Origin of the sequence: Agrococcus baldri (assembly GCA_900114805.1) — a bacterium.
Classification (GTDB): Bacteria; Actinomycetota; Actinomycetes; order Actinomycetales; family Microbacteriaceae; genus Agrococcus; species Agrococcus baldri.
Genome location: FOZN01000004.1, coordinates 473,676 through 498,684 on the forward strand (window position 1 = coordinate 473,676; position 25,009 = coordinate 498,684).

The following is a 25,009-nucleotide window of genomic DNA, read 5'->3' on the forward strand; positions in this document are numbered from 1 at the left end:
GCGTTTGCCTGCTACCGTGCTCACGAGGAGGCACCCATGCTCGCAACGCAGCGCCGCGACGAGATCGCCGCACGCATCCAGACCGAGGGCCGAGTGCTCGTGGCCGAGATCGCACAGGCGCTCGGCATCACGGCCGAGACCGTGCGCCGAGACCTCGACGCGCTGGAGAGCGCCGGCATCGCCCGTCGCGTGCACGGCGGTGCGGTCAGCGCGAGCCGCTCCAGCCTGATCGAGACCGCTGTCGCCGAGCGCGCTGATGCGAACGCCGACGGCAAGCGCCGCATCGCCAGGCTCGCTTGCCAGCGACTGCTGGCATCGGGCGCGACCAGCCTGCTGCTCGACGCGGGCACGACCACCGCGGCCCTCGCCGCCGAACTGGTGGCCACCTGGCCGCACACCCAGGCGCCCCGGCTCGTGGTCGCCACGCACTCCCCCGCGATCGCGCAGCTGCTCGCCGCACATCCCTCGATCGAGGTGCACGCGATCGGCGGCCGCATCCGCGCCGTCACCGGTGCCGCGGTCGGCGCACAGACCGTGCTCGCGATCGCCGCGCTGCGCCCCGACGTCGTCGTGCTCGGCACGAACGGCCTCGACAGCACCGGTGCCAGCACCCCCGACCCCGACGAGGCCGCGGTCAAGATGGCGATCGTCGCCGCCGGCCGCAGGGTCGCGCTGCTCGCGGACGGCTCGAAGCTCGGCGCCGCATCGCTCTGCCGCTTCGCCGCCCTCGAGCAGCTCGACGTGCTGCTCACCGATGCCGCGCCCGACGGTGCGATGGCAGCGGCGCTCGCCGAGGCCGGCTCCGAGGTGCTCGTCGCATGATCCTCACGCTCACCCTCAATCCCTCCATCGACCGCACCGTCGAGCTGCCGTCGCGGCTCGAGCGCGGCGCCGTGCAGCGCGCCGCTGCAGCCGCTGACGAGGTGGCTGCGGGCAAGGGCATCAACGTCGCCCGCGTGCTCGCCGCTGCCGGCGTGCCCGCTCGCGCGATCGTGATGGCGGGAGCCGACGACCGCTTCGCCGGGATGCTCGCAGCCGACGGCGTCGACGCCGTCTGCGTGCCGGTGGAAGCAGCCGTGCGCACGAACATCGCCCTCACCGAGGCCGACGGGACCACTACGAAGATCAACGAGCCCGGCGCACCCCTCGACGAGGGCGCCGTGGTGGCCATGCTCGACGCGGTGCGCGCGAACGCCGCTGCCGCCGACTGGCTCGTGATCGCGGGCTCCCTGCCGACGGGCGCCCGCCCCGAGATCATCGTGGATGCGATCGGTGCCGCGCGCGGGGCGCACGCCGGGATCCGCATCGCCGTCGACACCTCCGGCGCACCGCTCGCAGCAGCCATCGCCGCGGGTGGCATCGACCTCGCCAAACCGAACGACGAAGAGCTCGAGGAGCTGCTCGGCCTCGCACCGGGCACCATCGCAGACCGGGATGACGCAGCCGCAGCCGCCTGCGCACTCGTGGGGCGCGGCGTCGGCACCGTGCTGCTGACGCTCGGCGGAGCGGGCGCGATCCTGGCTGACGCCGAGCACGCGCTGCACGCCGTGCCGCCTCCGACGGAGGTGCGATCCACCGTCGGGGCAGGCGACGCGAGCCTCGCGGGATGGCTCATCGCCGCCGTCCGCGGCGATGACGCCGCGGGCCGCCTCCGCCAGGCCGTCGCGCACGGCTCCGCCGCCGCCGCGCTGCCCGGCACGGGCTTCCCCGCACCTGCCGACGCCGACGCCGCCCGCGTCGCCGTCGCATCCGTCACCACCACCGACATCCCTTCCACCGCAGCGGCTGCCGCCGCCGACCCACAGGAGCACTGATGCCCCAGATCCTCACCACCGACCTCGTCGCGCTCGACGCCGACCTCGGCGCCGACAAGGAGGCGGTGATCCGCTCGCTCGCCGCCCGTGCCGCGCGCACCGACCGCGTTGCCGACGGCGAGGGGCTCGCCGACGCCGTGCTCGAGCGCGAGGCGCTCACGCCCACCGGCATGGGGGCCGGCATCGCGATCCCGCACTGCAAGTCGGCGGCGGTCCGCGAGCCGAGTCTCGCCTTCGCGCGGCTCGACCCCCCGGTCGACTTCGGCGCCCCTGATGGACCGGCCGACCTGGTGTTCATGATCATGGCGCCCGACGGGGCCGCCGAGACGCACCTCGCCGTGCTGTCGCGCCTGGCCGGCTCGCTCATCGACGAGCAGTTCACCGGCGCGCTGCGCTCAGCCGCCTCGCCGCAGGAGGTCGTCGACCTCGTCGCGGGCGTCGTCGCCGACAAGGACGAGACCGATGCGCCGGCACTCGAGCAGGGCGCGCGCAGCATCGTCGCGGTCACAGCCTGCCCGACGGGCATCGCGCACACCTACATGGCGGCGGATGCGCTGCAGGCGGCGGGCGAGCGCGCCGGCGTGCGCGTCACGGTCGAGACGCAGGGCTCCAGCGGCACGAAGCGCCTCGACCCCGAGGTGATCGCGGCAGCCGACGCGGTGGTGTTCGCGGTCGACGTCGACGTGCGCGAACGCGGCCGCTTCGCCGGCAAGCCCTACGTGCAGGTGCCGGTCAAGCGCGGCATCGACGCGCCCGACGCGCTCATCACGGAGGCGCTCGGCTACGCCGACGACCCCTCCGGCCCCCGCTTGGCCGGTGACGCCGCGGGCGAGGCCTCGCAGCCGCAGGCGGGCGCGACCTCGATCGGCGGCTCGGTCAAGCGCGCGCTGCTGACCGGCGTGAGCTACATGATCCCGTTCGTCGCCGGTGGCGGCCTCCTGATCGCGCTGGGCTTCCTGCTCGGCGGCTTCCAGATCACGGATGTCGCGGGAGACGTCATCGTCCAGAATGCGCTCTGGGATCTGCCGGAGGGCGGCCTCGGCCAGTACCTGGGCGCGGTGCTGTTCTCGATCGGCAACGCATCGATGGCGTTCCTGGTCCCGGCGCTCGCGGGCTACATCGCCTACGCGATCGCCGACCGACCCGGCATCGCACCCGGCTTCGTCGCCGGTGCGGTCGCGCTGCTCATGAGCGCCGGCTTCATCGGCGGACTCGTCGGCGGCCTGCTCGCCGGTCTCGCTGCCTGGTGGATCGGCACCTGGCGGGTGCCGCAGTGGCTGCGCGGCCTGATGCCGGTGGTGATCATCCCGCTGCTCGCCTCGATCTTCGCCTCCGGCCTCATGGTGATGCTGCTGGGCGGCCCGATCGCGGCGCTCATGGTGGGCCTGACCGACTGGCTGAGCTCGCTCACGGGCACCGGCGTCGTGCTGCTCGGCCTGCTGCTGGGCACGATGATGGCCTTCGACCTCGGCGGCCCCATCAACAAGGTCGCCTATGGCTTCGCCGTCGCGGGGCTCAGCGCCGGCTCGCCCGAGAACCCCGCACCCTGGATGATCATGGCCGCGGTCATGGCAGCCGGGATGGTGCCGCCGCTGGGCATGGCGCTCGCGACAGCGCTCGACCGGCGCCTGTTCACCACCGCCGAGCAGCAGAACGGCAAGGCCGCGTGGCTGCTGGGCGCCTCGTTCATCTCGGAGGGCGCGATCCCGTTCGCCGCAGCCGACCCGCTGCGCGTCATCCCCGCATCGATCCTCGGCGCGGCGACCACCGGTGCCATCTCGATGGCGGCAGGCGTCACCAGCCAGGCGCCGCACGGCGGCTTCTTCGTCTTCTTCGCGATCGGCAACCTGCTGATGTTCACGCTCGCGATCATCGCCGGCACGATCGTGACCGCGCTCGCGGTCATCGCGCTCAAGCGCTGGGCGCGTCGCGCGCCGACGCCGGCGGAGGCCGAGCCCGCCCTCGTGGCCGCCTGAACGCATCCACTCGACACCGATCGCCCCGGGCATGAGCCTCGGGGCGATCGGTCGTGCGGGCGAATCGGCCGGCCGATACGCCGGGTTCTGTCGTGGACGGTCATCTCTCTACGGGACGCATTGCTGCGGCCCTCTAGCGACCTACCCGCGGATGGGACGAGCCGCCCCGTGATCCGCTGTCTGGTCTTGCTCCGGGCGAGGTTTGCCTAGCCGCGGCGCTCGCACGCCGCGCTGGTGGGCTCTTGCCCCACCGTTTCACTCCTGGCCTGCCGGGGCCCGAAGGCCCTGGCAGGTGGACCTGCTCTCTGTTGCACTTTCTCGCGGGTTGCCCCGGGTGGACGTTATCCACCGCCCTGCTCTGCGGAGCCCGGACGTTCCTCGGCGCGGAGCTGGAGCCCCGCGACGCGACCGCCTGGCCGACCGATTCGCTGCATCCAGGATACCGGCAAGCGGCCCGCTCAGCGCGGCAGCTGCTTGCGGTAGTAGGCCGTCGCGTGCAGCGGCCGGCCGCCGAAGCGCGAGAACTGCCTGGCCGAGCTGGGATTCTGCCGCCCCACATGCGTCGAGCGCAGCCGCGCGCAGCCGCTGTCGGCGAGGTTCGCGTGCAGGCGGCGGCTCAGCAGCGTGACGATGCCCTTGCCCTGCGCGTCCGGCAGCGCACCCTGGATGACCAGCACCGCATCCGACCGCAGCTCGCTTCGGTGCCGCACGAACCGCCACCGCTCGCGGACTCCCCAGCGGCCTCCGGAGTCCTGCAGCACGGGCGTGGCGTCGAGCACCGCGAAGACGAACCCCACCGGCTGCTCCTCCTCGTCGCGCGCGATCAGGAACAGGCCGGGCTCGTGCAGCAGCCACAGGCCCGCGAACTGCGACCGCAGCTCGTCGCGCGTGAAGGGCGTGAAGTAGGGCAGCTGGGCGAAGGAGTCGTTGAGCAGCGGCAGCAGCGCCCGCAGCCCGCGCGCGAGCCCGAAGCGCGTCACCTCGTCGATGCGGATGCCGGCGCGGTCGAGCTCTGCGACGCTCGGACCGTCGCCCTCGAGCACCTCGACCACCCAGGTGTCGCCCTCGTACCAGCGCTCCATGCCGCGCGCCTCGAACGCCGAGGGCATCCACTCCGGGTTCCACGGCGAGTCGGGGAAGCCGCGCTCATCGAAGCCCGCAGTGATGAGCCCGCCGGACTGGTTCGGCAGCAGCTGCGCGGGGCCGAAGAGCTCACTCGCGCCCGCCGCGGCCGCGCGCCGCTCGATGTCGTCCAGCAGCGCGTCGAGGACGGATGCGTCGGGTGCCGCGAGTGCGCCGAAGACGAGTGCGCGGGTGCCGAGCCGGGCATCGAGGCGGTCATCCCGGTGCACGATCGCGCGGCCGACGGGCCTGCCGTCGTCGTCGCGCGCGAGCAGCAGCGTGATCGGGTGCCGGTGGGCCGAGGTGCCGCGGAACCACGCGCGCACCGTGCGCTCTCGCAGCGGCACCGCACGGCCCTCGTGGGTCGCCCTGCCCAGGCGGATGAACTCGGCGAGGGCGGCCTCATCGGCGACCTCCACCACGTCCATCGGCGCACCCCCTCCGCTGAAGATCGTACGACGAGGGCGCCGGTGGCGGGCGGATGCGTGGGGCTAGATGCCGCTCTCGTCCGTGCGCACGAGGATGGCCGAGGAGTTCGGGTCGAGCAGCACGTCCTCATCGGCCGCCTGGCGGATCTCGTGCAGCTCGGCCGCGGTCAGCTCGACGCCGGAGGCGACCGAGGTGCGACGCTGCAGCAGCGTCGCGCCGATGCCGTAGCGCTCGCGCTGCCGATCGTAGAGCGCCAGCAGATCGGCCGGCACCTGGGCGGCACGCTCGCCGCGCTCGCCGCGCGCGGCCTCCAGCTGCTGCTCGAGGTCGGCGGCGACGAGCTCGCGCTCGGCGGCCAGCCGGTCGCGCTCGGCCCGCGCCGTCTCCGCCTCGCGACGCGCCTCGGCGAGCGCGGTCGCCGCGTCCTCCTGCTGCTGCATCGCCTCGAGCTCGAGATCCTCCAGGTCGCCCTGGCGGCGCTCGAGCGTCTCGTTCTCGTGCTCGGTGGCCGTCGCGGTCTTGGCGTCGGTGATCGTCGGGAGTCGGTCGCGGTTGCGCTGCAGCCGCGCTCGGACGACCTGCACGTCGCTCTCGATGCGGGCGACCTCCGCAGTGGCGTCGTCGTGCGCGCCGAGCCGCTCGAGCACGGTGCGATCCAGCGCCGACAGCTCGGTGTCGAGCTCCTCGATGCGCTGCGTCTGCGGCAGCGACCTGAGCTTGCCCTGCAGGCGCACGATCAGCGTGTCGGCCTCCTGCAGGGTCAGCAGTCGCCGCTGGTCGTTCGGGGTCGCCTTCAGTGCCATGCCTGCTCCTCCTGCGGGACCGCGAAGTCCCATGGGTCTGTCCTGATCTCGCTCACCAGCACCTCGACGCCGGGCAGCGCAGCGCGCAGCTGCTCGGCGGCCGGCCGCAGCCACAGCGACTCGCTCGCCCAGTGGGAGACGTCGACGAGCGCCGGCCCCTCCCCTGCGGCGTGCCGCTCCTTCGCGTCGGACGCCGGGTGATGGCGCAGGTCGCTCGTGATGTAGACGTCGGCGCCGGTGACGGCGCGCTCGCGCAGCAGCGAGTCGCCCGCGCCGCCGCAGATGGCGACGCGACGCACCTGCCGCTCGGGGGCGCCCGCGGCGCGCAGACCGCCGGCGACGGCGGGCACCAGCTCGGCGAGCCGTCGCACCAGCTGCGCCAGCGTCGTGGGCGCAGGCAGGTCGCCGACCCGACCGAGCCCCTTGGCCGCATCCACCCGGTTGACGACGATCGGCACGGCATCGACCAGGCCGAGCATCGAGGCCAGCTCGCCGCTCGTGCCGCGGTCGACCGCGTCGGCGTTGGTGTGGGCCGCGAGCAGCGCGACGCGCTCGCGCACGAGCCGGGTGATCACGCGGCCAGCGGGGTTGGTGGCGGCGACGCTCGTGGCGCCGCGCAGCAGCAGCGGATGGTGCACGAGCAGCAGGTCGGCGCCGACCTCGACAGCCTCGGCGGCGGTCGCGCCGACCGCGTCGACGGCGAGCAGGATGCGCTGCACCTCGTCGGCCGGATCGCCCGCGACGAGCCCGACGGCGTCCCAGTCCTCGGCGGTGGCGGCGGGCCAGAGCGACTCCACCGCCAGCTGCACATCGGCGACGCTGGTCATGCACTCCATCCTACGGATGCGCGAGGCTCGTCCCGGCCGGTGGCAGAATGGTGCACGGGCGGTTGGCGCAGCTGGTAGCGCACTTCGTTTACACCGAAGGGGTCGCCGGTTCGAGCCCGGCACCGCCCACCACCGGCTGCTCGCGCCTCGCTACGCCAGCTGCGCGAGCGCCTCGCGGTACGCACCCATGTCGCGCGACTCGGAGGGACTGACGCGGAAGTGCGCTGCGATGCGCCCCTCGCGGTCGATGACGTAGGTCGCACGGGTGGCCGCGCCGCGCTCGGGCAGGAAGGCGTCGTAGGCCTGCGCCACCTCGCCGTGCGGCCAGAAGTCGCTCAGCAGCGGGAACGTGAGCCCCTCCTGCTCGTGGAAGACGCCGAGCGAGGCCGCGGTGTCGACCGAGACGCCGTACACCTGCGCCTCCGCGCCCTGGAAGTCGGCCAGCTCGTCGCGGATCGAGCACAGCTCGCCCGTGCAGCGGCCGGTGAAGGCCGCCGGGTAGAACACCAGCACCACGGGGCGGCCGCGGAGCTCGGAGAGCGTGACCGCCTCACCCGTGTGGTCCCTGAGCGTGAAGTCGGGTGCCTCGTCGCCGATCTGCAGTGCCATGCGTCCTCTTCTCTCCAGCGGCCTCGCCGCATCCTCATCGTGCCAGAGCGTGCGCTCCGCGAGACCTCGCGGGCACGGCTCGGTCGATATGGTGGAGGTTGCGGGCGCCGACACCCAGGCGCGCCTCCAGATCGACGTCAGGAGCTTCGGTGCTGAACGACCAGGACCCCTACTCGGGCCACACCAACGATGCAGACCCGAGCGAGACCGCTGAGTGGCAGGAGTCGCTCGACCAGCTCGTCGCGGCGCACGGTCCGCAGCGCGGTCGGGAGATCATGCTGAGCCTGCTCAAGCGCTCGAAGGAGCTGCACCTGGGCGTGCCGATGGTGCCGACCACCGACTACCTCAACACCATCGCGGCCGAGGACGAGCCCGAGTTCCCCGGCGACGAGCAGCTCGAGCGCACCTACCGCCGCTGGATCCGCTGGAACGCCGCGATCATGGTGCACCGCGCGCAGGCGCCCGGCATCGGCGTGGGCGGCCACATCTCGACCTACGCCTCCTCCGCCGCCCTGTACGAGGTGGGCCTCAACCACTTCTTCCGCGGCTACGACCACCCCGGTGGCGGCGACCAGATCTTCTACCAGGGCCACGCATCCCCCGGCATGTACGCACGCGCGTTCCTCGAGGGCCGCCTGAGCGAGACGCAGATGGACGCCTTCCGGCAGGAGAAGTCGAAGGCGCCCAACGGCATCCCCTCCTACCCGCACCCGCGCATGATGCCCGACTTCTGGCAGTTCCCGACGGTGTCGATGGGCATCGGCCCGATCAACGCGATCTACCAGGCGCAGGCCAACCGCTACCTCGCCAACCGCGGCATCAAGGATGTCGCCGACTCGCAGGTGTGGGCGTTCCTGGGCGACGGCGAGATGGACGAGGTCGAGTCGCGCGGCGCGCTGCAGCTGGCCGCGAACGACGGCCTCGACAACCTGAACTTCGTCATCAACGCCAACCTCCAGCGCCTCGACGGCCCGGTGCGCGGCAACGGCAAGATCATCCAGGAGCTGGAGTCGTTCTTCCGCGGCGCCGGCTGGAACGTCATCAAGGTCGTCTGGGGCCGCGAGTGGGACTCGCTGCTGGCGAACGACCACGAGGGCGCGCTCCGCGACCTCATGAACGCCACGCCCGACGGCGACTACCAGACCTACAAGGCGGAATCCGGGCTGTTCGTCCGCGAGCACTTCTTCGGCCGCGACCCCCGCACGCTCGAGATGGTCAAGCACCTGAGCGACAACGAGATCTGGGCGCTGAAGCGCGGCGGCCACGACTATCGCAAGGTCTACGCGGCGTACAAGGCCGCGACCGAGCACAAGGGCCAGCCGACCGTCATCATCGCGAAGACCGTCAAGGGCTACGGGCTGGGCAAGAGCTTCGAGGGCCGCAACGCGACCCACCAGATGAAGAAGCTCACGCTCGACGACCTGAAGTCGTTCCGTGACTCGATGCAGCTCGACATCTCCGACAAGCAGCTCGAGGCCGACCCGTACCGACCGCCGTACTTCCAACCCGGCGCCGACTCGCCCGAGATCGAGTACATGCTCGAGCGCCGCCGCGAGCTGGGCGGCTTCACGCCCGAGCGCAGGGCGAAGCACACGATCATCCCGCTGCCGGGGGACAAGTCCTACGAGATGCCCAAGAAGGGCTCCGGCAAGCAGGAGATCGCCACCACCATGGCGTTCGTCCGGCTGCTCAAGGATCTGCTGCGCGACAAGGGCTGGGGCGAGCGCATCGTGCCGATCATCCCCGACGAGGCGCGCACCTTCGGCATCGACGCGTTCTTCCCGACGGCGAAGATCTACAACCCCAAGGGCCAGAACTACACCTCGGTCGACCGCGACCTGCTGCTGAAGTACCGGGAGGCGCCCGACGGCCAGATCGTGCACGTCGGCATCAACGAGGCAGGCGCGGTCGCGGCGTTCACCGCCGCCGGCACGTCGTACTCGACGCACGGCGAGCCGCTCATCCCGATCTACGTCTTCTACTCGATGTTCGGCTTCCAGCGCACCGGCGACTCCATCTGGGCGGCCGCCGACCAGATGACGCGCGGCTTCCTCATCGGTGCCACCGCTGGTCGCACGACGCTCACGGGTGAGGGGCTGCAGCACGCCGACGGCCACTCGCCGCTGCTCGCCTCGACCAACCCGTCCGTGCTGGCGTACGACCCGGCCTACGGCTACGAGATCGCGCACCTGGTGCAGCACAGCCTCGAGCGCATGTACGGCGAGAGCCCGGAGAACGTCATCGTCTACATGACGGTCTACAACGAGCCGATCGTGCACCCGGCCGAGCCGGAGAACGTCGATGTCGAGGGCATCCAGCGCGGCATCCACCGCGTCTCGACCAGCGATCACCACCCGCTCAAGGTGCAGCTGCTCGGCTCGGGCGTCGCGCTGCCGTGGCTGCACCACGCGCAGGAGCTGCTCGGCAGCGACTGGGGCGTCTCGGCCGACATCTGGTCGGTCACCTCCTGGAGCGAGCTGAGGCGCGACGGCCTGGCCGCCGACGAGCACAACTTCCTCAACCCGCAGGAGCCCGCCAAGGTGCCGTACGTCACGCAGCGCCTGTCCGAGGCCGAGGGCCCGTTCGTGGCCACGACCGACTACATGCGCGCCGTCCCGGACCAGATCCGCGAGTGGGTGCCCGGCGACTACGCGACGCTCGGCGCCGATGGCTTCGGCTTCTCCGACACGCGCTCGGCCGCCCGCCGGTTCTTCACCATCGACAGTCACTCGGTGGTCGTGCGCGCCCTCGACGCGCTCGCGCAGCAGGGCAAGGTGCCGCTGGGCATGGTGATGCAGGCGATCGACAAGTACAGCCTGCACGACGTGAACGCGGGCCAGTCGGGCACCGGCGGCGGCGACGCGTAGGGGTCCGGCGCTGGCTGAGCAGGAGGAGCTGAAGCCGCAGCAGCTCGCGTGGCTGCGGCGCATCTCCGGCGACCTGTCGACTCAGGTGACCCGGGCGCTGGATGACCGGCTCCCCTGGTACCGCACGATGCCGCCCTCGCGGCGCAGCGCGGTGGGCCTGGTGGCGCAGTCGGGCATCACCTCATTCATCGCCTGGCACGAGGATCCCGAGGCGCAGCCCTGGATCGCGGCGGATGTCTTCGCGGCCGCGCCCAGGGAGCTGCTGCGCAGCGTGAGCCTGCAGCAGACGCTGCAGCTGATCCGCACGACCGTGGCGGTGTTCGAGGAGCGCATCGGCGACGCCGATCCCGCCATGCGCGAGCCGATCCTGCGCTACTCGCGCGAGATCGCGTTCGCCGCGGCCGACGTCTACGCGCGCGCGGCCGAGTCCCGCGGCCTGTGGGATGCGCGGCTCGAGGCCCTCGTGGTCGACTCCATCCTCACCGGCGAGCACGACGACGAGCTGCCCAGCCGCTCGGCCGCGCTCGGCTGGCACGGGCGCGGCGAGTGCGCCGTGCTGGTCGGCCTTGCGCCGCGCACCGTCGACGTCGACGTCATCCGCCGCAAGGCGAGGCATGCCGGATGCGACGTGCTGATCGGAGTGCAGGGCACCCGGCTGGTGGTCGTGATCGGCCGGGCCGCGCCGAGCACCGACGAGCCGGTCGCGGAGGCGCCCGAGCACGAGCCGATCGACTTCCTCGCCATCGCCGCGCAGCTCGCCGAGGGCTTCGGCGAGGGGCACCTGGTGCTCGGCCCGCCGGTGCCCAGCGTCGTGGAGGCGGCGCGCAGCGCGAGGGCCGCGCTGGCGGGCTTCGCCGTCGCTGACGCGTGGCGCCGCACGCCGCGCCCGGTGCGCGCCGACGACCTGCTGCCCGAGCGTGCGCTGGCCGGCGACCCGCTTGCCCGCACCGATCTGGTGCGCGGCATCTACCAGCCGCTGCGCGACCACTCGAGTGACCTGCTCGCGACGCTCGCCTGCTACCTCGACACCGGCCGCTCGCTCGAGGCGACGGCCCGCGAGCTGTTCGTGCACCCGAACACGGTGCGCTACCGCCTCAAGCGCATCAGCGAGATCATCGGCTGGGACGCCACCGGCGCCCGCGAGGCCCTCGCGCTGCACACCGCGATCATCCTCGGCTCCGTCCAGGACGCCACGCGCGACCGCACCCAGCGGCAGCCGCAGCCGACCCGTCATGCCCCGCGCGGCAAGGGCCCGGTGGCAGGATGAGACCCGTGATCGTCATCGTCGCGCCCGGCCAGGGTTCCCAGAAGCCCGGCTTCCTCGCTCCCTGGCTGGAGCTGCCCGGCGTGCCGGAGCGTCTCCGCTCGCTCAGCGAGGCCGCCGGCGTCGACCTGGTGGAGCACGGCACCGTCTCCGACGCCGACACCATCCGCGACACGCTCGTCGCGCAGCCGCTCATCGTCGCCGCCGGCATCCTGACGCTCGACGCGCTCGGCGACCGCGCAGCGCTCGCGAGCGGCTTCGCGGGGCACTCGGTGGGCGAGATCACCGCCGCGGTCGCCGCCGGCGTGCTGCTGCCCGAGGATGCCATGGCGCTCGTCGGCGAGCGCGCTCGTGCGATGGCGGATGCGGCAGCCAAGACCCCGACGGGCATGGCCGCCGTGCTCGGGGCCGATGAGGCGGCGCTCGAGGCGCGGCTGGCCGAGCTGGGCCTGCAGCCGGCGAACTACAACGGCGGCGGCCAGATCGTCGTCGCCGGCGCGCTGGACGCGCTCGCCGCGCTGGCCGAGGCTCCGCCCGAGCGCGCACGCGTCATCCCGCTGCAGACCGCCGGAGCCTTCCACACCGACTACATGGTGCCCGCCGTCGAGCGCTTCCGCGCGCAGGCCGCCGCCACGGCGACGACCGACCCGACCACGACGCTCTGGACGAACCGGGACGGCGGCGTGGTCGCATCCGGCACCGAGTTCCTCGAGCTGATCGTCGGCCAGGTCTCGAGCCCCGTGCGGTGGGACCTGTGCATGGCCGGTTTCGCCGAGGCCGGCGTGACCGGCATCGTCGAGCTCGCGCCCGCCGGCGCGCTCACCGGCCTCGCCAAGCGCGGCCTGCGCGGCGTGCCCGCCGTCGGCATCACGACCCCTGACGACCTGGAGGCAGCCGTCGCGCTGCTGGAGAGCGGAGCGGCAGCATGACGACGTTGAAGAGCCTTCCCACTCGAGCCGGATCGCGCATCCTCTCGGTGGGTGCCGCGCGCGGCGACCGCCTGGTGCCCAACGACGAGCTCGTCGGCCCGATCGACTCCTCCGATGAGTGGATCCGGCAGCGCACCGGCATCGCCACGCGCGCTCGCGTCTCGGACGGCAGCGAGGCGGTCGACCTCGCCGAGCGGGCCGCGAAGGAGGCCATCGAGCGCGCCGGCATCGACGGCTCGCAGCTCGACGCGGTGATCGTCTCGACCATCAGCAACACGGTGCAGACGCCGTCCATGGCGGCGCTGCTCACCGAGCGCGTCGGCGCCACGCCTGCCCCCGCCTTCGACATCTCGGCCGCGTGCGCCGGCTACGCCTACGGCGTCGCGCAGGCGGACGCGCTCGTGCGCAGCGGCATGGCCGAGCACGTGCTCGTGGTCGGCGTCGAGAAGCTCTCGGAGGTGGTCGACCCGACCGACCGCTCGATCAGCTTCCTGCTCGGCGACGGCGCGGGCGCGGTCGTGGTCGGCGCCGCGGACGAGCCCGGCATCAGCCCCTCCGTGTGGGGCTCGGACGGCTCCCACTGGGAGACCATCAGGATGACCAACACGCTCGGTTCCATGCGCGACGGCGCGCCCTGGCCGACGCTGCGGCAGGACGGCCCGACGGTCTTCCGCTGGGCCGTGTGGGAGATGGCGAAGAAGGCCCGCGAGGCGCTCGACGCCGCCGGCATCGAGCCGGGCGACCTGGCCGCCTTCATCCCCCACCAGGCCAACATGCGCATCATCGACGAGTTCGCCAAGCAGCTGAAGCTGCCGGACACCGTCGCGATCGCGCGCGACATCGAGACGACGGGCAACACATCCGCCGCCTCGATCCCGCTCGCGATGCACCGCCTGCTCGAGGAGCAGCCCGAGCTCTCGGGTGGCCTCGCGCTGCAGATCGGGTTCGGCGCCGGGCTCGTGTACGGCGCCCAGGTCGTCGTGCTCCCCTAGACTCAACCCGTCCAATCCATCAGAAGGAGACACCCCATGGCATTCACCAAGGACGAGGTCCTCGCCGGACTCGCCGACCTCGTGAACGACGAGACCGGCATCGCGACCGAGAACGTGCAGCTCGAGAAGTCGTTCACCGACGACCTCGACATCGACTCGATCTCGATGATGACGATCGTCGTGAACGCCGAGGAGAAGTTCGACGTCAAGATCCCCGACGACGAGGTCAAGAACCTCAAGACCGTGCAGGACGCCGTCGACTACATCACGGGCGCACAGGCCTGAGCCCCACGTTCATCGAACGCGCGTGCGGCCGGGCGACCGGCCGCACGCGGCATCTGCGAGGAGAGTCATGACGAAGAAGATCGTCATCACCGGCCTGGGCGCGTCGTCGCCGCTGGGCGGCACCATGCGCGAGAGCTGGGAGGCGCTGCTGGCCGGCGAGTCCGGCGCGCGCACGCTCGAGCACGACTGGGTCGCGCAGTACGAGCTGCCGGTGACGTTCGCCGCGCAGGCGAGGGTGCGCCCCGACACGGTGCTCGAGCGGCCGGTGGCCAAGCGGCTCGACCCCTCGAGCCAGTTCGCGCTGGTGGCGGCCAAGGAGGCGTTCGCCGACGCGGGCTCCCCCGAGCTGCCGTCCGAGCGCCTCGGCGTCGACTTCTCCACCGGCATCGGCGGTCTCTGGACCCTGCTCGACGCCTGGGACACGCTGCGCGAGAAGGGCCCGCGCCGCGTGCTGCCCATGACCGTGCCGATGCTGATGCCGAACGGCCCATCCGCGGCCATCTCCATGCACTTCCAGGCGCGCGCCTACGCGCGCACCGTCGCCTCCGCCTGCGCCTCCAGCACCGAGGCGCTCGTGAACGCCTTCGAGCACCTGCAGGCGGGGCTCGCCGACGTCGTGATCGCGGGCGGCAGCGAGTCGGCGATCCACCCCATCACGCTCGCCTCCTTCTCGTCCATGCAGGCGCTCTCGCGCCGCAACGACGACCCGGCCACCGCATCCCGCCCCTATGACGTCACCCGCGACGGCTTCGTCATGGGCGAGGGCGCGGCCGCGCTCGTGCTCGAGACCGAGGAGCACGCGCTCGCCCGCGGCGCCCGCATCTACGCGGAGCTCGCCGGCGGCGGCGTCACCGCCGACTCGCACCACATCACCGCGCCAGAGCCAGAGGGCCTGGGCGCCAGCCGTGCCGTGCAGCTGGCGCTCGAGCACGCGGAGGCCAGCGCCGACGACGTCACGCACATCAACGCGCACGCCACCTCCACGCCCGTCGGCGACGTGGCAGAGGTGCGCGCGCTGCACCGCATCTTCGGCGACCGCATCAGCGAGATCCCGGTCTCGGCGACGAAGGCGGCGCACGGCCACCTGCTGGGCGGCACGGGTGCGCTCGAGGCGGCCTTCACCGTGCTCGCGCTGCACGAGCGCAGCGCTCCCCCGACCATCAACGTGACCGAGCAGGACCCGGAGGCGCCGCTGCGCATCTCCGGCACCCCCATCCCGCTGGGCGAGGGACCGCAGCTGGCCGTGTCGAACTCGTTCGGGTTCGGCGGCCACAACGCGGTGGTGGCGATCCGCTCGGTCTGAGCCGACACGTAGCCGAGGCCCCCGCTGTACGCAGCGGGGGCCTCAGCGGTCTGGGGGGGGCGGCGTCAGCCGACGCGGTGCAGCGCGATGACGGGCGAGCCGTCGGAGGCGTGCCGGTAGGACTCCAGCTCGCGATCCCAGGCGCCGCCCATGGCGTCGTCGAGCGCCGCGAGCAGCGCGCGGGCATCGGGCCCTGCGGCCTCGATGGCGCCGCGGAGGCGCTCCTCCGGCACCACGAGAGAGCCTGCGGCGTCGATGCGCTGGGCGCTGATGCCGAGCCGCGGCGTGTGCATCCAGCGCATGCCGTTGCTGCCGGGCGTCGGATCCTCGGTCACCTCGAACCGCACGTCGCGCCAGCCCGCGAGGGCGGAGGCGATCGCGGCACCGGTGCCGACGGGGCCGCTCCAGTGCACCTCGGTGCGCTCCATGCCCGGCTCGACCGGCTGCGGCTGCCAGATGAAGCGCAGCGCGTCGCCGACGGCCTGGCCGATCGCCCACTCCAGATGCGTGCGCATCGCGCGCGGGGACGCGTGGATCCAGGCGACCCCCGCGGTGGTGGCGGAGCGTCGCCTGAGCGTGTTCGCAGCAGTCATCGTCTCTCCCTCGTTCGATGCGACTTCCCCATCGGTCGAACCGGGCTCGAGACGCCCTGAGTGTCTCACATGGCGTGCGGGAGTGACAAGCCTGTCATTCGCCTGTAAAGACCGGCCGCTGCTCCCCCGCGCGGATCGGGAAGGCGAGCCGGTTGCCGGCCGGCGGCAGCGGGCAGTTGTACTGGTCGCTCATCGCGCACGGCGGCACGATGGCTCGGTTGAAGTCGAGGTCGACCGTGCCGTCGTGCCGCGGGCGCACGAACAGGAAGCGCCCCACGTCGTAGGTCTCCTCGCCCGTCGTCGCGTCGGCGAAGACGATCTGCAGGCTGTCGCCGTCGGGCAGCGCGACGAGCTCGACCTGCTCGCCCTCGTGCTCGAAGCGGATCGTGCCGGGCGACGTCGCTCGGCGCAGCGACCCGCCCTGCGACTTGCCGTACTCGAAGTCGACGCCGCCCTCGACCGGCTCGTAGGTGCCCTGCACGTGCCACGCCGGATCGAAGTCGAAGGCGGTGATCTGCTCGAAGCCGCGCTCGGTCGCCGCCTCCGCATCCCACACGCGCAGCGCGAAGCGGCCCTTGAAGTCGGGGCCGATCACGAAGGCCGTGCGGCGCTCGTCGAAGCGCACCGTGCTGGGCGTCATCGACTCCTGCGCGTAGACGCTCACCGTGCCGTCGACGGTCTCGCCGTCGACGACGATCTCGGCTGACGCATCCGCCGTCACCTGCAGGCCGTCGCCCGTCGGCGAGGGCGCCCAGCTGCCCGCGACACCCTCGACCTCGGTGGCCTCCGAGACCCACGCGGTGGTCGTCAGCGCGAGCGCCCCCTGGGGCGCGCGCACGCTCTGGTCGCGCTTGCGGCGGAAGGCCTCATGCTGCGCGATGGCGGCGTCGGCGGGAGCGGTCACGGCAGAGTCGATCATGCCCCGAGTCTACCGAGGACCACCGGGTGGGAGCGGCCGTCAGGGGCCTCGCGTACGGTCGTGCCATGCAGACCTCCCCCGCCCTCGGCCTCGTCCTCCCGCCCGATCAGGCGCCGGAGCGATTCCTCGATGTCGCCCGCGCCGCCGATGCCGCCGGCGTCGGCGAGCTCTGGCTCTGGGAGGACTGCTTCGGGCAGTCGGGCACCTCGACAGCGGCCGCCGTGCTCGCCGCGACCGAGCGCATCCGGGTGGGCATCGGCCTGCTGCCGGTGCCGCTGCGCAACGTCGCACTGACCGCGATGGAGATCGCCACGATCGCGCGCATGTTCCCCGGCAGGCTGCTGCCGGGCATCGGCCACGGCGTGCTCGAGTGGATGGCGCAGGCCGGCGTGCGCGAGGCATCGCCGCTCACGCTGCTCACCGAGCACGCCACCGCGCTGCGCACGCTGCTCGCGGGCGACGAGCTGAGCGTCGACGGCCGCTACGTGCACCTCAATCGCGTGCAGCTGCGCTGGCCGCCGCACGAGGTGCCGCCGCTGCTGATCGGCGGCGTCAAGCCGAAGACGCTGGCACTCGCGGGCGAGCTCGGCGACGGCGTGCTGCTGACGAGCGACGCGGCACCGGAGGAGCAGCTCGAGGTGACGAGGGCCGCGATCGCGACCGTGCGCGAGGCCCGCGCGGCGATCGGTCTCGACCTGCCCTACGCGATCGTGCTGTTCGCGAGCGTGCAGGCGGATGCGTCGCCGTCAGAGATCGCGCGGCTCGCGGCCGAGTACGGTGCGCTGGGCGTGACGAGCCTGGGGCTGATCGCCATGGACCGCGACGGGCGGATCGACGCCGGCGACGGGATCCTGCGGCTCGCCGAGACGATCGGCGCCGCGGTCGCCTGAGCCGCTCGCTGCCGCGGGCGCCCGAGACACCTGCTGCCTAGGCGTTGCGCCCGCGCGCCGCCACCCGCCAGCGCGCCGCGGGCTCGCGGTCGTCGCCGCGGTCGTAGACGACCAGCTCGTCGACCATGTTGACCGCGATGCAGACGTGGTTCGGCACGACGCGCACAACGCTGCCGAGCGCCGGCAGCGCACGGGATCCGCTCGGCAGCTCGACGACCGCATGGTGCTCGCTCAGCTGCACGACGCGCGCCTCGGGGTGATCGAGCAAGCGCCCGTGGCCGCTCGCCCAGGTGGCGCGATCCGGGCCGAGCACCTTCGAGCCGGCGTCCAGCACCAGCCGCCCGCCCGCGTGCGAGACGACGGTGGCATGGCACGTGAGGGCGATCTCCTCGGGCTGCGCTGAGCCGAGCTCCCACTGCTGCGCGTCGCCGAAGACGGTCACGCCCGGGCGCAGCTCGTTCACCGGTGAGTCGATCTCGAGGGCAGCGGCGAGGCTGGGGGTCGACCCGCCGGAGATCACCATCGGCTCGACGCCGGCATCGCGCAGCGACGCCGCAGCTCGCGTGAGCGCATCCGCCTCGTCGCGGGCCGCGCGCTCGCGCGCCTCGGGCGCGTAGGCGTGGCCGGGGAACGAGAAGACCCCCTCGACGTCGACGCCCGCCTGCACCGCGGCCGAGGCGACTTCCCCTGCTGCTGCCGGAGCGCATCCGGAGCGGTGATGGCCGGCATCGACCTCCACGCGCGCCGAGACGCGGCCGGCGAGGCCCGCGTGGACAAGCCGGACGACGCCCTCGAGCGAGTCGACGCCGACCGAGATCGCCGCACCGCGCGCGGCGAGCGCGCTGAGCCTGGCGGCCTTGTCCGCGTCGATCCAGAGCGGGTAGGCGATGCACAGGTCGTCGAGCCCGGCCGCGGCGAAGACCTCGGCCTCCCCCACCGTCGCCACCGTGAGGCCGTGCGCGCCGGCCGCCACCTGCATCCGCCCGATCTCGATCGTCTTGTGCGTCTTCGCGTGCGGGCGCAGCGCGATGCCGCGCGCGGTGGCCGCCTCGGCGACGCGAGCGATGTTCGCCTGCATGCGCTCGAGGTCGATCGCCAGGAAGGGCGTGCTGAGAGCCATGGCTCGATGCTAGGCCGCGTACGGCGCGCGCCACTCCGTGCGGCGGCGATGTCGCAGCACGTGCGATCATCTGGCATGACCGCAGACGCGCGCTACGCCCTGCTCCGGCCCGCGGACGCATCGCGCTCCGATCGCGTGACCTACGTCGAGCTGTTCTTCGACCTCGTCTTCGTCTTCGCGCTCACCCAGCTCTCCGCCTATCTCTACGAGCACCAGACCCCGCTGGGCGCGCTCGAGGGCACCATCATGGTGACGGCGCTGTGGTGGGCCTGGGTCGCGACCACCTGGGTGACCAACTGGCTCGACCCGATCAGGCTGCCGGTGCGCGGCGCGGTCATCGCGATCGCGCTGGTGGCGCTCGTGATGAGCGTGTCGATCGCCGATTCCTTCGGCGAGCGGGCTTGGGTGTTCGCCGCGGCGTACGTCGTCATGCAGCTCGGGCGTACGGGCTTCATCGTGCTCGCGACCCGGCGGGAGGATCGCGAGGTGGCGCTGGACTTCACCCGCGTGCTCGTCTGGACGGCGGCCGGCGGCGCGCTCTGGATCGTCGGGGCGCTGCTGCCGCTGGCCGCCCAGCTGCCGCTGTGGGCCGCCGCGCTCGGCATCGAGCTGCTGGGCACCAGGCTCGGGTTCCCGGTGCCGCGGATGGGCCGGGTCGAGATGGGCCGCTGGGACCTCTCCGGCGCGCACATCGCCGAGCGCTCGGCGCTGTTCGTGCTGATCGCGCTCGGCGAGGGGCTGCTGGTGACCGGCTTCGCCTTCGTCGACCTCGAGATCACACCGCAGGCGGTCATCGCGATGCTGCTGGCGTTCTGCACCGCGGCCGCGCTCTGGTGGATCTACTTCGATCACGGCGAGCGCATCGGCGCGGAGGCGATGGACGCCTCGGAGGCGCCCGGGCGCCTCGCGCGCACGGCCTACACCTACGTGCATCTGCTCGTGATCGGCGGCATCGTGCTCGTCAGCGTGGGCGACAAGGAGGTGCTGGCGCATCCCGACGAGCAGAGCGTCTCGGCGGTCGTCGCGGTGGTCGGAGGCCCGCTGCTGTTCCTCGTGGGCACGTGCTGGTTCCGGCGGCTGCTCGAGCGCCGCTGGATCATCCCGCAGGCGGTGGGCGTGCTCGCGCTCATCGCCGTCGGCTGCGTGTCACCGCTGCTCACCTCGCTCGGCACGAGCGCTGCGGCGACGCTCGTGCTGGTGGGCGTGGCGGCCATGGAGACCGTGCAGCGCATCAGTCGCCGGCGCCGCAGCGGCGGCTGAGGGCACCTGGCGGCGCCGCAGCGGCGGCTGAGCGCACCCGGCGGCTCCGCGCACGGCAGCCGAGCGCACCCGCGCGGACGTGCCGCGCAGCGGCAGCCGAGACGGCTCAGGCGGCTGCCTGGTCGTGCCGGAGCCGCGACGTGAGGTAGAGCCGATGCGCGGTGATGACCAGTGCGAGCCAGGCCGCGCCGAGCGCCCAGCCGGCCACCACATCCGTCACCCAGTGGTGGCCGAGGTAGACGCGGCTGGCCGCCACGAGCAGCGATGCCACCACGGCGACCACGACGATGAGCACCCGCGACCAGGTCGTGAGCCGGCGGAGGATGAGCAGGTAAGCGATGACGCCCAGGATCGCCGCCGCGTTGAGCGTGTGGCCGCTGGGGAACGAGGCGGAGACCTCGTAGGGCGGCACGGCATCGATGATCGGCGGGCGGTCGCGGCCGATGAGCAGCTTGCCAGCGACCGTCATCAGCAGCGAGCCGGCGCCGGTCGCGACGATCAGCACCGTCGGCGTCCACGAGCGACGACGGATGCTGAGGATGACGAGCGCCGCGACCGCGACGAGCGGCATGCCCACGGTGCCCGCGAGATCCGTGAACGCGGTGATGAACGCATCCGCCCCCGGGCTTCGGATGGTGAGGATGGCGTCGAGCACCGGCCGGTCGATGCCTGCGATGCCGTCCTCGTCGGTGACCGCGTCGTAGACCTCGACGGCCAGCAGGCTGAGGCCGAAGGCGATCGCCGCGCCGACCGCGAGCGTGATGAGCAGCGTGCCGTAGGGCGTGACGACCTCGCCGAGCCACTTCGCGAGCTGCGCCATGCGGTGGCCGAGCCGGCTGCGCCAGTGGGTCAGCTCGACCGAGCCGACGCTGGTGTCCTGCTGGCGCTCGCCGGCGGGCCCGTGCACGGGCTGCGTCCGATCGCTTGGCATTGGTCTTCCCGCTCTCGTGACCATGAAGCAGATGTGTAGGGCGGACGGGACTTGAACCCGTGACCGACGGATTATGAGTCCGCTGCTCTAACCAGCTGAGCTACCGCCCCGTGGGCCTTCGGCCCGGGAATCGAGCCTAGTCCGCGATCTCGACGCGCGTGTCGGGATCAGCGACGTGCTCGCCGCGGTAGATGCGCTCGAACGCGGTGATGGTCGCCTCGATGTCGTGCGGTGCGACCATCTGCAGGCTGTGCTGCTGATACAGCGCGTACTGCTCATCGCTCAGGCGCAGGATGCGCTCGAGCTTCTCGGCGAGGTCGGCCGCGTCGTCGGGCCGGAAGAGCCAGCCGTTGACGCCATCGGTGACCAGGTGCGGCAGCGCCATGGCGTCGGCGGCCACCACGGGCAGACCGGTCGCCATCGCCTCCATGGTCGCGATCGACTGCAGCTCTGCCGTCGACGGCATCGCGAACACCTCGGCGGAGCGCAGCCGCTGGCGCAGCTCCTCGTCGGAGACGAAGCCCGTCAGCGTCACCCGGTCGGCGACGTGCAGCTTGCGCGCCTGCGCTCCGAGCTCGTCGATCTGGTCGCCGCCGCCGACGATGTCGAGGTGCCACGGCAGATCCTGCGGCAGCTGGGCGACGGCGTGCACGAGCGTCTCGAGCCGCTTCTCGCTCGTGACGCGGCCGACGAACACGATGCGACCGCGTTGGCGCTCCGGGTTCGGGCTGTACTCGTCGCCGGGCAGGCCGCACGAGATCGCGTGCACGTCGCGCAGCCCGGTCTTCAGCTCGAGGTAGTCGGCGCTGCGCCGCGTCGGCGTCGTGACGACGTCGCAGCGACTCAGCACGGTCGCGGCGTCCTGCCACAGCCGGTCGACCGTCTGATGCTGCAGGAAGGCGGGGATGTTCGAGTGATCCATGAGGTTCTCGAACATGAGGTGGTTGGTGCCGACGACGCGGATGCCACGCTTCTTCGCCTCGCTCGAGAAGGCGCGGCCGAGGATGATGTGCGACTGGAAGTGCACGACATCCGGCCGGAGCGCGTCGAGGAGCGACGCGGCGTTCGCGAACATCCGCCAGGGATGCGCGAAGCGCAGCCATTCGTGGCCCGGGTAGAGCATCGACCGCAGGCGGTGCACGCTGAAGCGCTGACCCTCATGCTCTTCGACGCGGGTGCCGTGCTTGCCCCTGCCGAGGGACGACGCCACCACGTGCACCTCGTGCCCGCGCTTGGTCAGCCTGGCCGCGAGCCGGGTGGTGAACTTCGCCGCCCCGTTCACGTCGGGCGCGAAGGTGTCGGTGGCGATCAGGATGCGCAGGGGGCGATCAGTCATTGTTCTCCTCGGACGACTCGAGCGTCCGGATCTGTGGGTGGTGCCTGGCGAGCTGGAGGACGCCCCAGACGGCGAGTGCCCCGGCGGCGGCGAACACCATGATCGCCCATGGCGGCGTCTCAGCGGCCTCGCCGAGCACGGTCACGCCGATGAGGACCGCCACGAGCGGGTCGACCACGGTGAGGCCGGCGATGACGAGATCGGGCGGGCCGGAGGCGTGTGCGAGCTGCACGGCGTAGCTGCCGACCAGCATCGCGACCAGCAGAGCTGCGCCGCAGACGATCGTCAGCCAGTCGAAGTTGCCGGAGATGATACGGTTGATCACGATCTTCGAGAGCGTCACGACGAAGCCGTAGAGCACCCCGGCGGAGACGATGTAGAAGACGGCGTTCGCCCGGCTGCGGTAGATCCACCACACGATGCCGAGCCCCACCAGCGCCACCACCAGCAGCGACAGGACCGTCAGCAGCTGACGATCCTGGATCGGCCGCTCCACCGCGAAGATCGCGGCGACGGTGACGAAGAGGCCGATGCCGACCAGGCAGGTCACGATCGCTCGGATCGTGCGGTGGTCGAGCCGGATGTTCGCGAGGCGCGAGTTGAGGATGGCCGTCACGACCAGCGCGACGGCGCCGAGCGGCTGCACGACGATCAGCGGCGCGAGGGCGAGGGCTCCGAGCTGCAGGACGATCGCGAGACCCAGCAGCAGCGTGCCGATCACCCATGCCGGGTTGCGCAGCAGCCGCAGCACCGCTGAACCGCCCAGCTGGGCGCCGCGCTGGTCACCGCCCTCGAAGTGGCCGACGCCGCGGTGCTGGAACTGCGTGCCCACCGAGAGGAAGATGGCGCCGACGATGGCGACCGGGATCCCGAGGGCCTGGAGCGGCGTGAGAGAGATCTCAGCAGCCAGGTCGTCGAGCGCGGTGAAGAGCACTTGAAGACAGTACTCTGCACGGTCATCGATACCCTGGAGGACATGACTGTTCTGCCCATCTGCATCACCGGTGAGCCCGTGCTGCACCAGGCCGCCGAGCCCGTCGTCGCGTTCGACGCCGAGCTCGCGACCCTTGTCGCCGACATGTTCGAGACCATGGAGGCTGCGCCCGGTGTGGGCCTGGCAGCGCCCCAGATCGGCATCGGCCGGCGCCTGTTCGTCTACGACTGGACGGATGCGGAAGGCACGCGAACGCGCGGGGTGGCCGCAAACCCGCAGCTGTGGGTCTCTCCCCCGCCGCTCGGGATCCCCGACGAGGAGGACGAGGAGGGCTGCCTCTCCATCCCGGGCGAGCGCTTCGCCCTCAAGCGCAGCGATCGGGCGATCCTGCGGGCACAGGACGAGCACGGCGAGCACTACGAGCTCGAAGCCTCAGGCTGGCTCGCGCGCATCCTGCAGCATGAGTACGACCACCTGGACGGCGTCCTCTACGCGGACCGGCTGGATGCGTTCGGCACGAAGGGCGTGCAGAAGGCGGTCAAGAAGAACAAGTGGGGCGTGCCCGGGCTGTCCTGGATGCCGGGCGTCGACGACCTCGAGGACTGATGCCGGGTGATTCCCTAGACGGCACGTCCATCGACGTCAAGATCGCGCACGAGCTGTTCGAGTCGTTCGTCGGCTCGGTCGGCTCCGGCACTCCACAGGCAGCCATCTACGAGCCCTCTGCGGGTGGTTCGGATGCCTTCGAGGACGGCGGCGAGTAGCGCACGCTTGTCGGCAGGTCGGCGGATGGGAAAGGCCCCCACCCCGAGGGGTGAGGGCCGGTCGCTCCCCGAGATGGACTCGAACCATCAACCTGCCGGTTAACAGCCGGCTGCTCTGCCAATTGAGCTATCGAGGATCGCTGCAGGAGCGACGTCAATCGTAGCATCACTCACGGGCCGGGGTCACATCGAGCGGCTCTCGGCGTCCAATGTCAGTGGCCGCATCTACTCTCGTCGCAACGGACGGAGTCGATGATGACCGAGCAGCAGGTGGGCGCAGCGGTGGAAGCCGCGCGTGCCGTGCTCGATCGCATCGATTCGCTCGCGGCCGCGCCGGTTGTCGAGGTCGAGGATGTGCTGGAGGGCACGGCAGCGCTCTCCCGGATCGTGGATGCGCTGCAGGTGCGGCTTGCGGGCCTGATCGATGAGCGCTCGAAGGGCCCGGCCGATCAGCAGATCTGTCGCGCGATGGGGCGTCGGAGCGCGAAGGAGGCGGTCGCGCAGTCGTTCGGCATCCATACCCGGGATGCGCACCAGTTGCTCTCGTTGGCGGCGATGACGAGCCAGGGGATGTCGCTCACCGGCGGCGAGATCGCGGTCAAGTATCCGCGGGTGGCGGCCGCGCTCGATGACGGGGCGCTCTCGCTCCCGCAGGCGCGCGTGATCGTCGGCACCTTGGAGCCGGCGGCGCCCCGTGCGGATCTGGAGCGGCTGGCGTGGGCGGAGGGCCTGCTGGTCGATGCCGCCACCGATGCCGACTTCCCGCTGGTGCCCGAGCGGCTGGCCGATCAGGCGCGCCTCTACGTGGCGGCGATCGATCCGGACGGGGTGCTGCCGGCGGACGAGCGGCAGCGCACCGAGCGGTCGTTCCGCATCTGGCGGGCCGCGCATGGCGGCTGGTCCTGCCGCGGCGACTTCACCGCCGAGGACGGCTCGCTGCTGAAGTCGGTGCTCGATGCCACGTCGGGACCGCGCGTGAAGGTCGCCTTCCGCACCGACGGCCACGACGGCTGCAGCGACGGGTGCGGCGAGGACTGCGAGG

24 protein-coding genes, 3 tRNA genes and 1 other RNA gene are annotated in these 25,009 nt (G+C 72.2%); 15 read left to right on the forward strand and 13 right to left on the reverse strand.

Features of this window, described 5'->3' with window-relative positions:
• Nucleotides 1-36: 36 nt before the first annotated feature.
• From BM288_RS13895 to BM288_RS13905, 3 genes are read left to right on the forward strand one after another with little or no spacing between them, the layout of a single operon-like run.
• On the forward strand, nucleotides 37-822 hold the full coding sequence (locus BM288_RS13895) for a DeoR/GlpR family DNA-binding transcription regulator (RefSeq protein ID WP_092919747.1): 786 nt from the start codon (nucleotides 37-39) through the stop codon (nucleotides 820-822).
• Nucleotides 819-1,814, forward strand: coding sequence for a 1-phosphofructokinase family hexose kinase (locus BM288_RS13900; protein ID WP_092919749.1), 996 nt, complete (start codon nucleotides 819-821; stop codon nucleotides 1,812-1,814). Before BM288_RS13895 ends, BM288_RS13900 begins: the two co-directional genes overlap by 4 nt.
• On the forward strand, nucleotides 1,814-3,790 hold the full coding sequence (locus BM288_RS13905; RefSeq protein ID WP_092919751.1) for a PTS fructose transporter subunit IIABC: 1,977 nt from the start codon (nucleotides 1,814-1,816) through the stop codon (nucleotides 3,788-3,790). Before BM288_RS13900 ends, BM288_RS13905 begins: the two co-directional genes overlap by 1 nt.
• A gap of 60 nt (nucleotides 3,791-3,850) precedes the next feature.
• Here the strand turns inward: BM288_RS13905 and rnpB are convergent.
• The 4 genes from rnpB to BM288_RS13925 form a co-directional block, all read right to left on the reverse strand.
• Nucleotides 3,851-4,214: RNase P RNA component class A (gene rnpB, locus BM288_RS13910), an RNA gene on the reverse strand.
• Between the two features lie 34 nt (nucleotides 4,215-4,248).
• Nucleotides 4,249-5,340 carry a GNAT family N-acetyltransferase gene (locus BM288_RS13915; RefSeq protein WP_092919753.1) on the reverse strand — a complete coding sequence of 364 codons (1,092 nt, stop codon included), beginning with the start codon at nucleotides 5,338-5,340 and terminating at the stop codon, nucleotides 4,249-4,251.
• 63 nt (nucleotides 5,341-5,403) lie between these two features.
• On the reverse strand, nucleotides 5,404-6,144 hold the full coding sequence (locus BM288_RS13920; RefSeq protein WP_092919755.1) for a zinc ribbon domain-containing protein: 741 nt from the start codon (nucleotides 6,142-6,144) through the stop codon (nucleotides 5,404-5,406).
• Entirely contained in the window at nucleotides 6,135-6,971 is an 837-nt protein-coding gene (locus BM288_RS13925; RefSeq protein ID WP_092919757.1) for a Nif3-like dinuclear metal center hexameric protein, read from the reverse strand. Before BM288_RS13925 ends, BM288_RS13920 begins: the two co-directional genes overlap by 10 nt.
• A 56-nt stretch (nucleotides 6,972-7,027) precedes the next feature.
• On the opposite strand from BM288_RS13925, the gene BM288_RS13930 reads away from it, so the two are divergent.
• Nucleotides 7,028-7,103 (forward strand) — tRNA-Val (locus BM288_RS13930).
• A gap of 18 nt (nucleotides 7,104-7,121) precedes the next feature.
• On the opposite strand, the gene BM288_RS13935 is transcribed toward BM288_RS13930, so the two are convergent.
• Nucleotides 7,122-7,580, reverse strand: a complete 459-nt coding sequence (locus BM288_RS13935) for a peroxiredoxin (RefSeq protein WP_092919759.1) — start codon at nucleotides 7,578-7,580, stop codon at nucleotides 7,122-7,124.
• A 149-nt stretch (nucleotides 7,581-7,729) separates the two neighbouring features.
• Between BM288_RS13935 and aceE the strand changes: the two genes are divergently transcribed.
• The 6 genes from aceE (at nucleotide 7,730) to BM288_RS13965 (ending at nucleotide 15,220) form a co-directional block, all read left to right on the forward strand.
• Nucleotides 7,730-10,447 carry a pyruvate dehydrogenase (acetyl-transferring), homodimeric type gene (gene aceE / locus BM288_RS13940; RefSeq protein ID WP_092919761.1) on the forward strand — a complete coding sequence of 906 codons (2,718 nt, stop codon included), beginning with the start codon at nucleotides 7,730-7,732 and terminating at the stop codon, nucleotides 10,445-10,447.
• A gap of 85 nt (nucleotides 10,448-10,532) precedes the next feature.
• On the forward strand, nucleotides 10,533-11,714 hold the full coding sequence (locus BM288_RS13945; RefSeq protein ID WP_318255595.1) for a PucR family transcriptional regulator: 1,182 nt from the start codon (nucleotides 10,533-10,535) through the stop codon (nucleotides 11,712-11,714).
• Nucleotides 11,715-11,719: 5 nt separating this feature from the next.
• On the forward strand, nucleotides 11,720-12,640 hold the full coding sequence (locus BM288_RS13950) for an ACP S-malonyltransferase (protein WP_092919765.1): 921 nt from the start codon (nucleotides 11,720-11,722) through the stop codon (nucleotides 12,638-12,640).
• Nucleotides 12,637-13,632 (forward strand): beta-ketoacyl-ACP synthase III, encoded by a 996-nt coding sequence (locus tag BM288_RS13955; protein WP_092919766.1) that lies wholly within the window; start codon nucleotides 12,637-12,639, stop codon nucleotides 13,630-13,632. Before BM288_RS13950 ends, BM288_RS13955 begins: the two co-directional genes overlap by 4 nt.
• 36 nt (nucleotides 13,633-13,668) lie before the next feature.
• Complete coding sequence (locus tag BM288_RS13960) at nucleotides 13,669-13,917, forward strand: acyl carrier protein (RefSeq protein ID WP_072313678.1); 249 nt, start codon at nucleotides 13,669-13,671, stop codon at nucleotides 13,915-13,917.
• A gap of 67 nt (nucleotides 13,918-13,984) precedes the next feature.
• Entirely contained in the window at nucleotides 13,985-15,220 is a 1,236-nt protein-coding gene (locus tag BM288_RS13965) for a beta-ketoacyl-[acyl-carrier-protein] synthase family protein (RefSeq protein WP_092919767.1), read from the forward strand.
• A gap of 65 nt (nucleotides 15,221-15,285) precedes the next feature.
• Here BM288_RS13965 and BM288_RS13970 read toward each other — a convergent pair whose 3' ends face one another.
• Together BM288_RS13970 and BM288_RS13975 are read right to left on the reverse strand one after the other, a co-directional pair.
• Nucleotides 15,286-15,813, reverse strand: a complete 528-nt coding sequence (locus tag BM288_RS13970) for a DUF3145 family protein (RefSeq protein ID WP_092919768.1) — start codon at nucleotides 15,811-15,813, stop codon at nucleotides 15,286-15,288.
• Nucleotides 15,814-15,907: 94 nt separating this feature from the next.
• Nucleotides 15,908-16,732 carry a DUF1684 domain-containing protein gene (locus tag BM288_RS13975; RefSeq protein WP_092919769.1) on the reverse strand — a complete coding sequence of 275 codons (825 nt, stop codon included), beginning with the start codon at nucleotides 16,730-16,732 and terminating at the stop codon, nucleotides 15,908-15,910.
• A gap of 65 nt (nucleotides 16,733-16,797) precedes the next feature.
• Between BM288_RS13975 and BM288_RS13980 the strand changes: the two genes are divergently transcribed.
• Entirely contained in the window at nucleotides 16,798-17,622 is an 825-nt protein-coding gene (locus BM288_RS13980; protein WP_092919770.1) for an LLM class flavin-dependent oxidoreductase, read from the forward strand.
• A 37-nt stretch (nucleotides 17,623-17,659) separates the two neighbouring features.
• Here BM288_RS13980 and BM288_RS13985 read toward each other — a convergent pair whose 3' ends face one another.
• A complete protein-coding gene (locus BM288_RS13985) occupies nucleotides 17,660-18,742 on the reverse strand; it encodes an alanine racemase (protein WP_092919771.1) in 1,083 nt (360 codons plus the stop codon).
• Between the two features lie 75 nt (nucleotides 18,743-18,817).
• On the opposite strand from BM288_RS13985, the gene BM288_RS13990 reads away from it, so the two are divergent.
• Nucleotides 18,818-20,002 (forward strand): low temperature requirement protein A, encoded by a 1,185-nt coding sequence (locus tag BM288_RS13990; RefSeq protein ID WP_177220398.1) that lies wholly within the window; start codon nucleotides 18,818-18,820, stop codon nucleotides 20,000-20,002.
• Nucleotides 20,003-20,108: 106 nt separating this feature from the next.
• Here the strand turns inward: BM288_RS13990 and BM288_RS13995 are convergent, their stop codons facing one another.
• From BM288_RS13995 to BM288_RS14010, 4 genes are all read right to left on the reverse strand, one after another.
• Nucleotides 20,109-20,933, reverse strand: coding sequence for a phosphatase PAP2 family protein (locus BM288_RS13995; protein WP_092919773.1), 825 nt, complete (start codon nucleotides 20,931-20,933; stop codon nucleotides 20,109-20,111).
• A gap of 36 nt (nucleotides 20,934-20,969) precedes the next feature.
• Nucleotides 20,970-21,043: transfer RNA gene (locus tag BM288_RS14000), tRNA-Ile, on the reverse strand.
• Nucleotides 21,044-21,069: 26 nt separating this feature from the next.
• Entirely contained in the window at nucleotides 21,070-22,269 is a 1,200-nt protein-coding gene (locus tag BM288_RS14005; RefSeq protein ID WP_092919774.1) for a glycosyltransferase, read from the reverse strand.
• The gene (locus BM288_RS14010) at nucleotides 22,262-23,203 is read right to left on the reverse strand and encodes a DMT family transporter (RefSeq protein WP_177220399.1); all 942 of its coding nucleotides are present in this window, start codon (nucleotides 23,201-23,203) and stop codon (nucleotides 22,262-22,264) included. The genes BM288_RS14005 and BM288_RS14010 overlap by 8 nt, the downstream gene beginning before the upstream one ends.
• 42 nt (nucleotides 23,204-23,245) lie before the next feature.
• Here BM288_RS14010 and def point away from each other — a divergent pair, with 42 nt between their 5' ends.
• Nucleotides 23,246-23,809: a peptide deformylase gene (def, locus tag BM288_RS14015; protein WP_092919775.1), complete on the forward strand. Its 564-nt coding sequence runs from the start codon at nucleotides 23,246-23,248 to the stop codon at nucleotides 23,807-23,809.
• Nucleotides 23,809-23,967: a hypothetical protein gene (locus BM288_RS14525; protein WP_177220400.1), complete on the forward strand. Its 159-nt coding sequence runs from the start codon at nucleotides 23,809-23,811 to the stop codon at nucleotides 23,965-23,967. Before def ends, BM288_RS14525 begins: the two co-directional genes overlap by 1 nt.
• Nucleotides 23,968-24,031: 64 nt before the next feature.
• Here BM288_RS14525 and BM288_RS14020 read toward each other — a convergent pair.
• A tRNA-Asn gene (locus BM288_RS14020) sits at nucleotides 24,032-24,104 on the reverse strand.
• A 118-nt stretch (nucleotides 24,105-24,222) separates the two neighbouring features.
• Here BM288_RS14020 and BM288_RS14025 point away from each other — a divergent pair.
• Nucleotides 24,223-25,009: DUF222 domain-containing protein (locus tag BM288_RS14025; RefSeq protein ID WP_177220401.1), on the forward strand; the 787-nt coding region annotated here is incomplete at its 3' end.

Excerpts from the sequence above, each read along its gene's own strand:
- BM288_RS13900 (WP_092919749.1), top strand. The coding sequence starts at position 819 with ATGATCCTCACGCTCACCCTCAATCCCTCCATCGACCGCACCGTCGAG.
- BM288_RS13920 (WP_092919755.1), bottom strand. The coding sequence starts at position 6,144 with ATGGCACTGAAGGCGACCCCGAACGACCAGCGGCGACTGCTGACCCTG.
- BM288_RS13965 (WP_092919767.1), top strand. The coding sequence starts at position 13,985 with ATGACGAAGAAGATCGTCATCACCGGCCTGGGCGCGTCGTCGCCGCTG.
- BM288_RS13895 (WP_092919747.1), top strand. The coding sequence starts at position 37 with ATGCTCGCAACGCAGCGCCGCGACGAGATCGCCGCACGCATCCAGACC.
- BM288_RS13985 (WP_092919771.1), bottom strand. The coding sequence starts at position 18,742 with ATGGCTCTCAGCACGCCCTTCCTGGCGATCGACCTCGAGCGCATGCAG.
- BM288_RS13915 (WP_092919753.1), bottom strand. The coding sequence starts at position 5,340 with ATGGACGTGGTGGAGGTCGCCGATGAGGCCGCCCTCGCCGAGTTCATC.
- BM288_RS13995 (WP_092919773.1), bottom strand. The coding sequence starts at position 20,933 with ATGCCAAGCGATCGGACGCAGCCCGTGCACGGGCCCGCCGGCGAGCGC.
- BM288_RS13955 (WP_092919766.1), top strand. The coding sequence starts at position 12,637 with ATGACGACGTTGAAGAGCCTTCCCACTCGAGCCGGATCGCGCATCCTC.
- BM288_RS14525 (WP_177220400.1), top strand. The coding sequence starts at position 23,809 with ATGCCGGGTGATTCCCTAGACGGCACGTCCATCGACGTCAAGATCGCG.
- BM288_RS13975 (WP_092919769.1), bottom strand. The coding sequence starts at position 16,732 with ATGATCGACTCTGCCGTGACCGCTCCCGCCGACGCCGCCATCGCGCAG.
- BM288_RS13905 (WP_092919751.1), top strand. The coding sequence starts at position 1,814 with ATGCCCCAGATCCTCACCACCGACCTCGTCGCGCTCGACGCCGACCTC.
- def (WP_092919775.1), top strand. The coding sequence starts at position 23,246 with ATGACTGTTCTGCCCATCTGCATCACCGGTGAGCCCGTGCTGCACCAG.
- BM288_RS13935 (WP_092919759.1), bottom strand. The coding sequence starts at position 7,580 with ATGGCACTGCAGATCGGCGACGAGGCACCCGACTTCACGCTCAGGGAC.
- BM288_RS13960 (WP_072313678.1), top strand. The coding sequence starts at position 13,669 with ATGGCATTCACCAAGGACGAGGTCCTCGCCGGACTCGCCGACCTCGTG.
- BM288_RS13990 (WP_177220398.1), top strand. The coding sequence starts at position 18,818 with ATGACCGCAGACGCGCGCTACGCCCTGCTCCGGCCCGCGGACGCATCG.
- BM288_RS13925 (WP_092919757.1), bottom strand. The coding sequence starts at position 6,971 with ATGACCAGCGTCGCCGATGTGCAGCTGGCGGTGGAGTCGCTCTGGCCC.
- BM288_RS13980 (WP_092919770.1), top strand. The coding sequence starts at position 16,798 with ATGCAGACCTCCCCCGCCCTCGGCCTCGTCCTCCCGCCCGATCAGGCG.
- BM288_RS14005 (WP_092919774.1), bottom strand. The coding sequence starts at position 22,269 with ATGACTGATCGCCCCCTGCGCATCCTGATCGCCACCGACACCTTCGCG.
- BM288_RS13970 (WP_092919768.1), bottom strand. The coding sequence starts at position 15,813 with ATGACTGCTGCGAACACGCTCAGGCGACGCTCCGCCACCACCGCGGGG.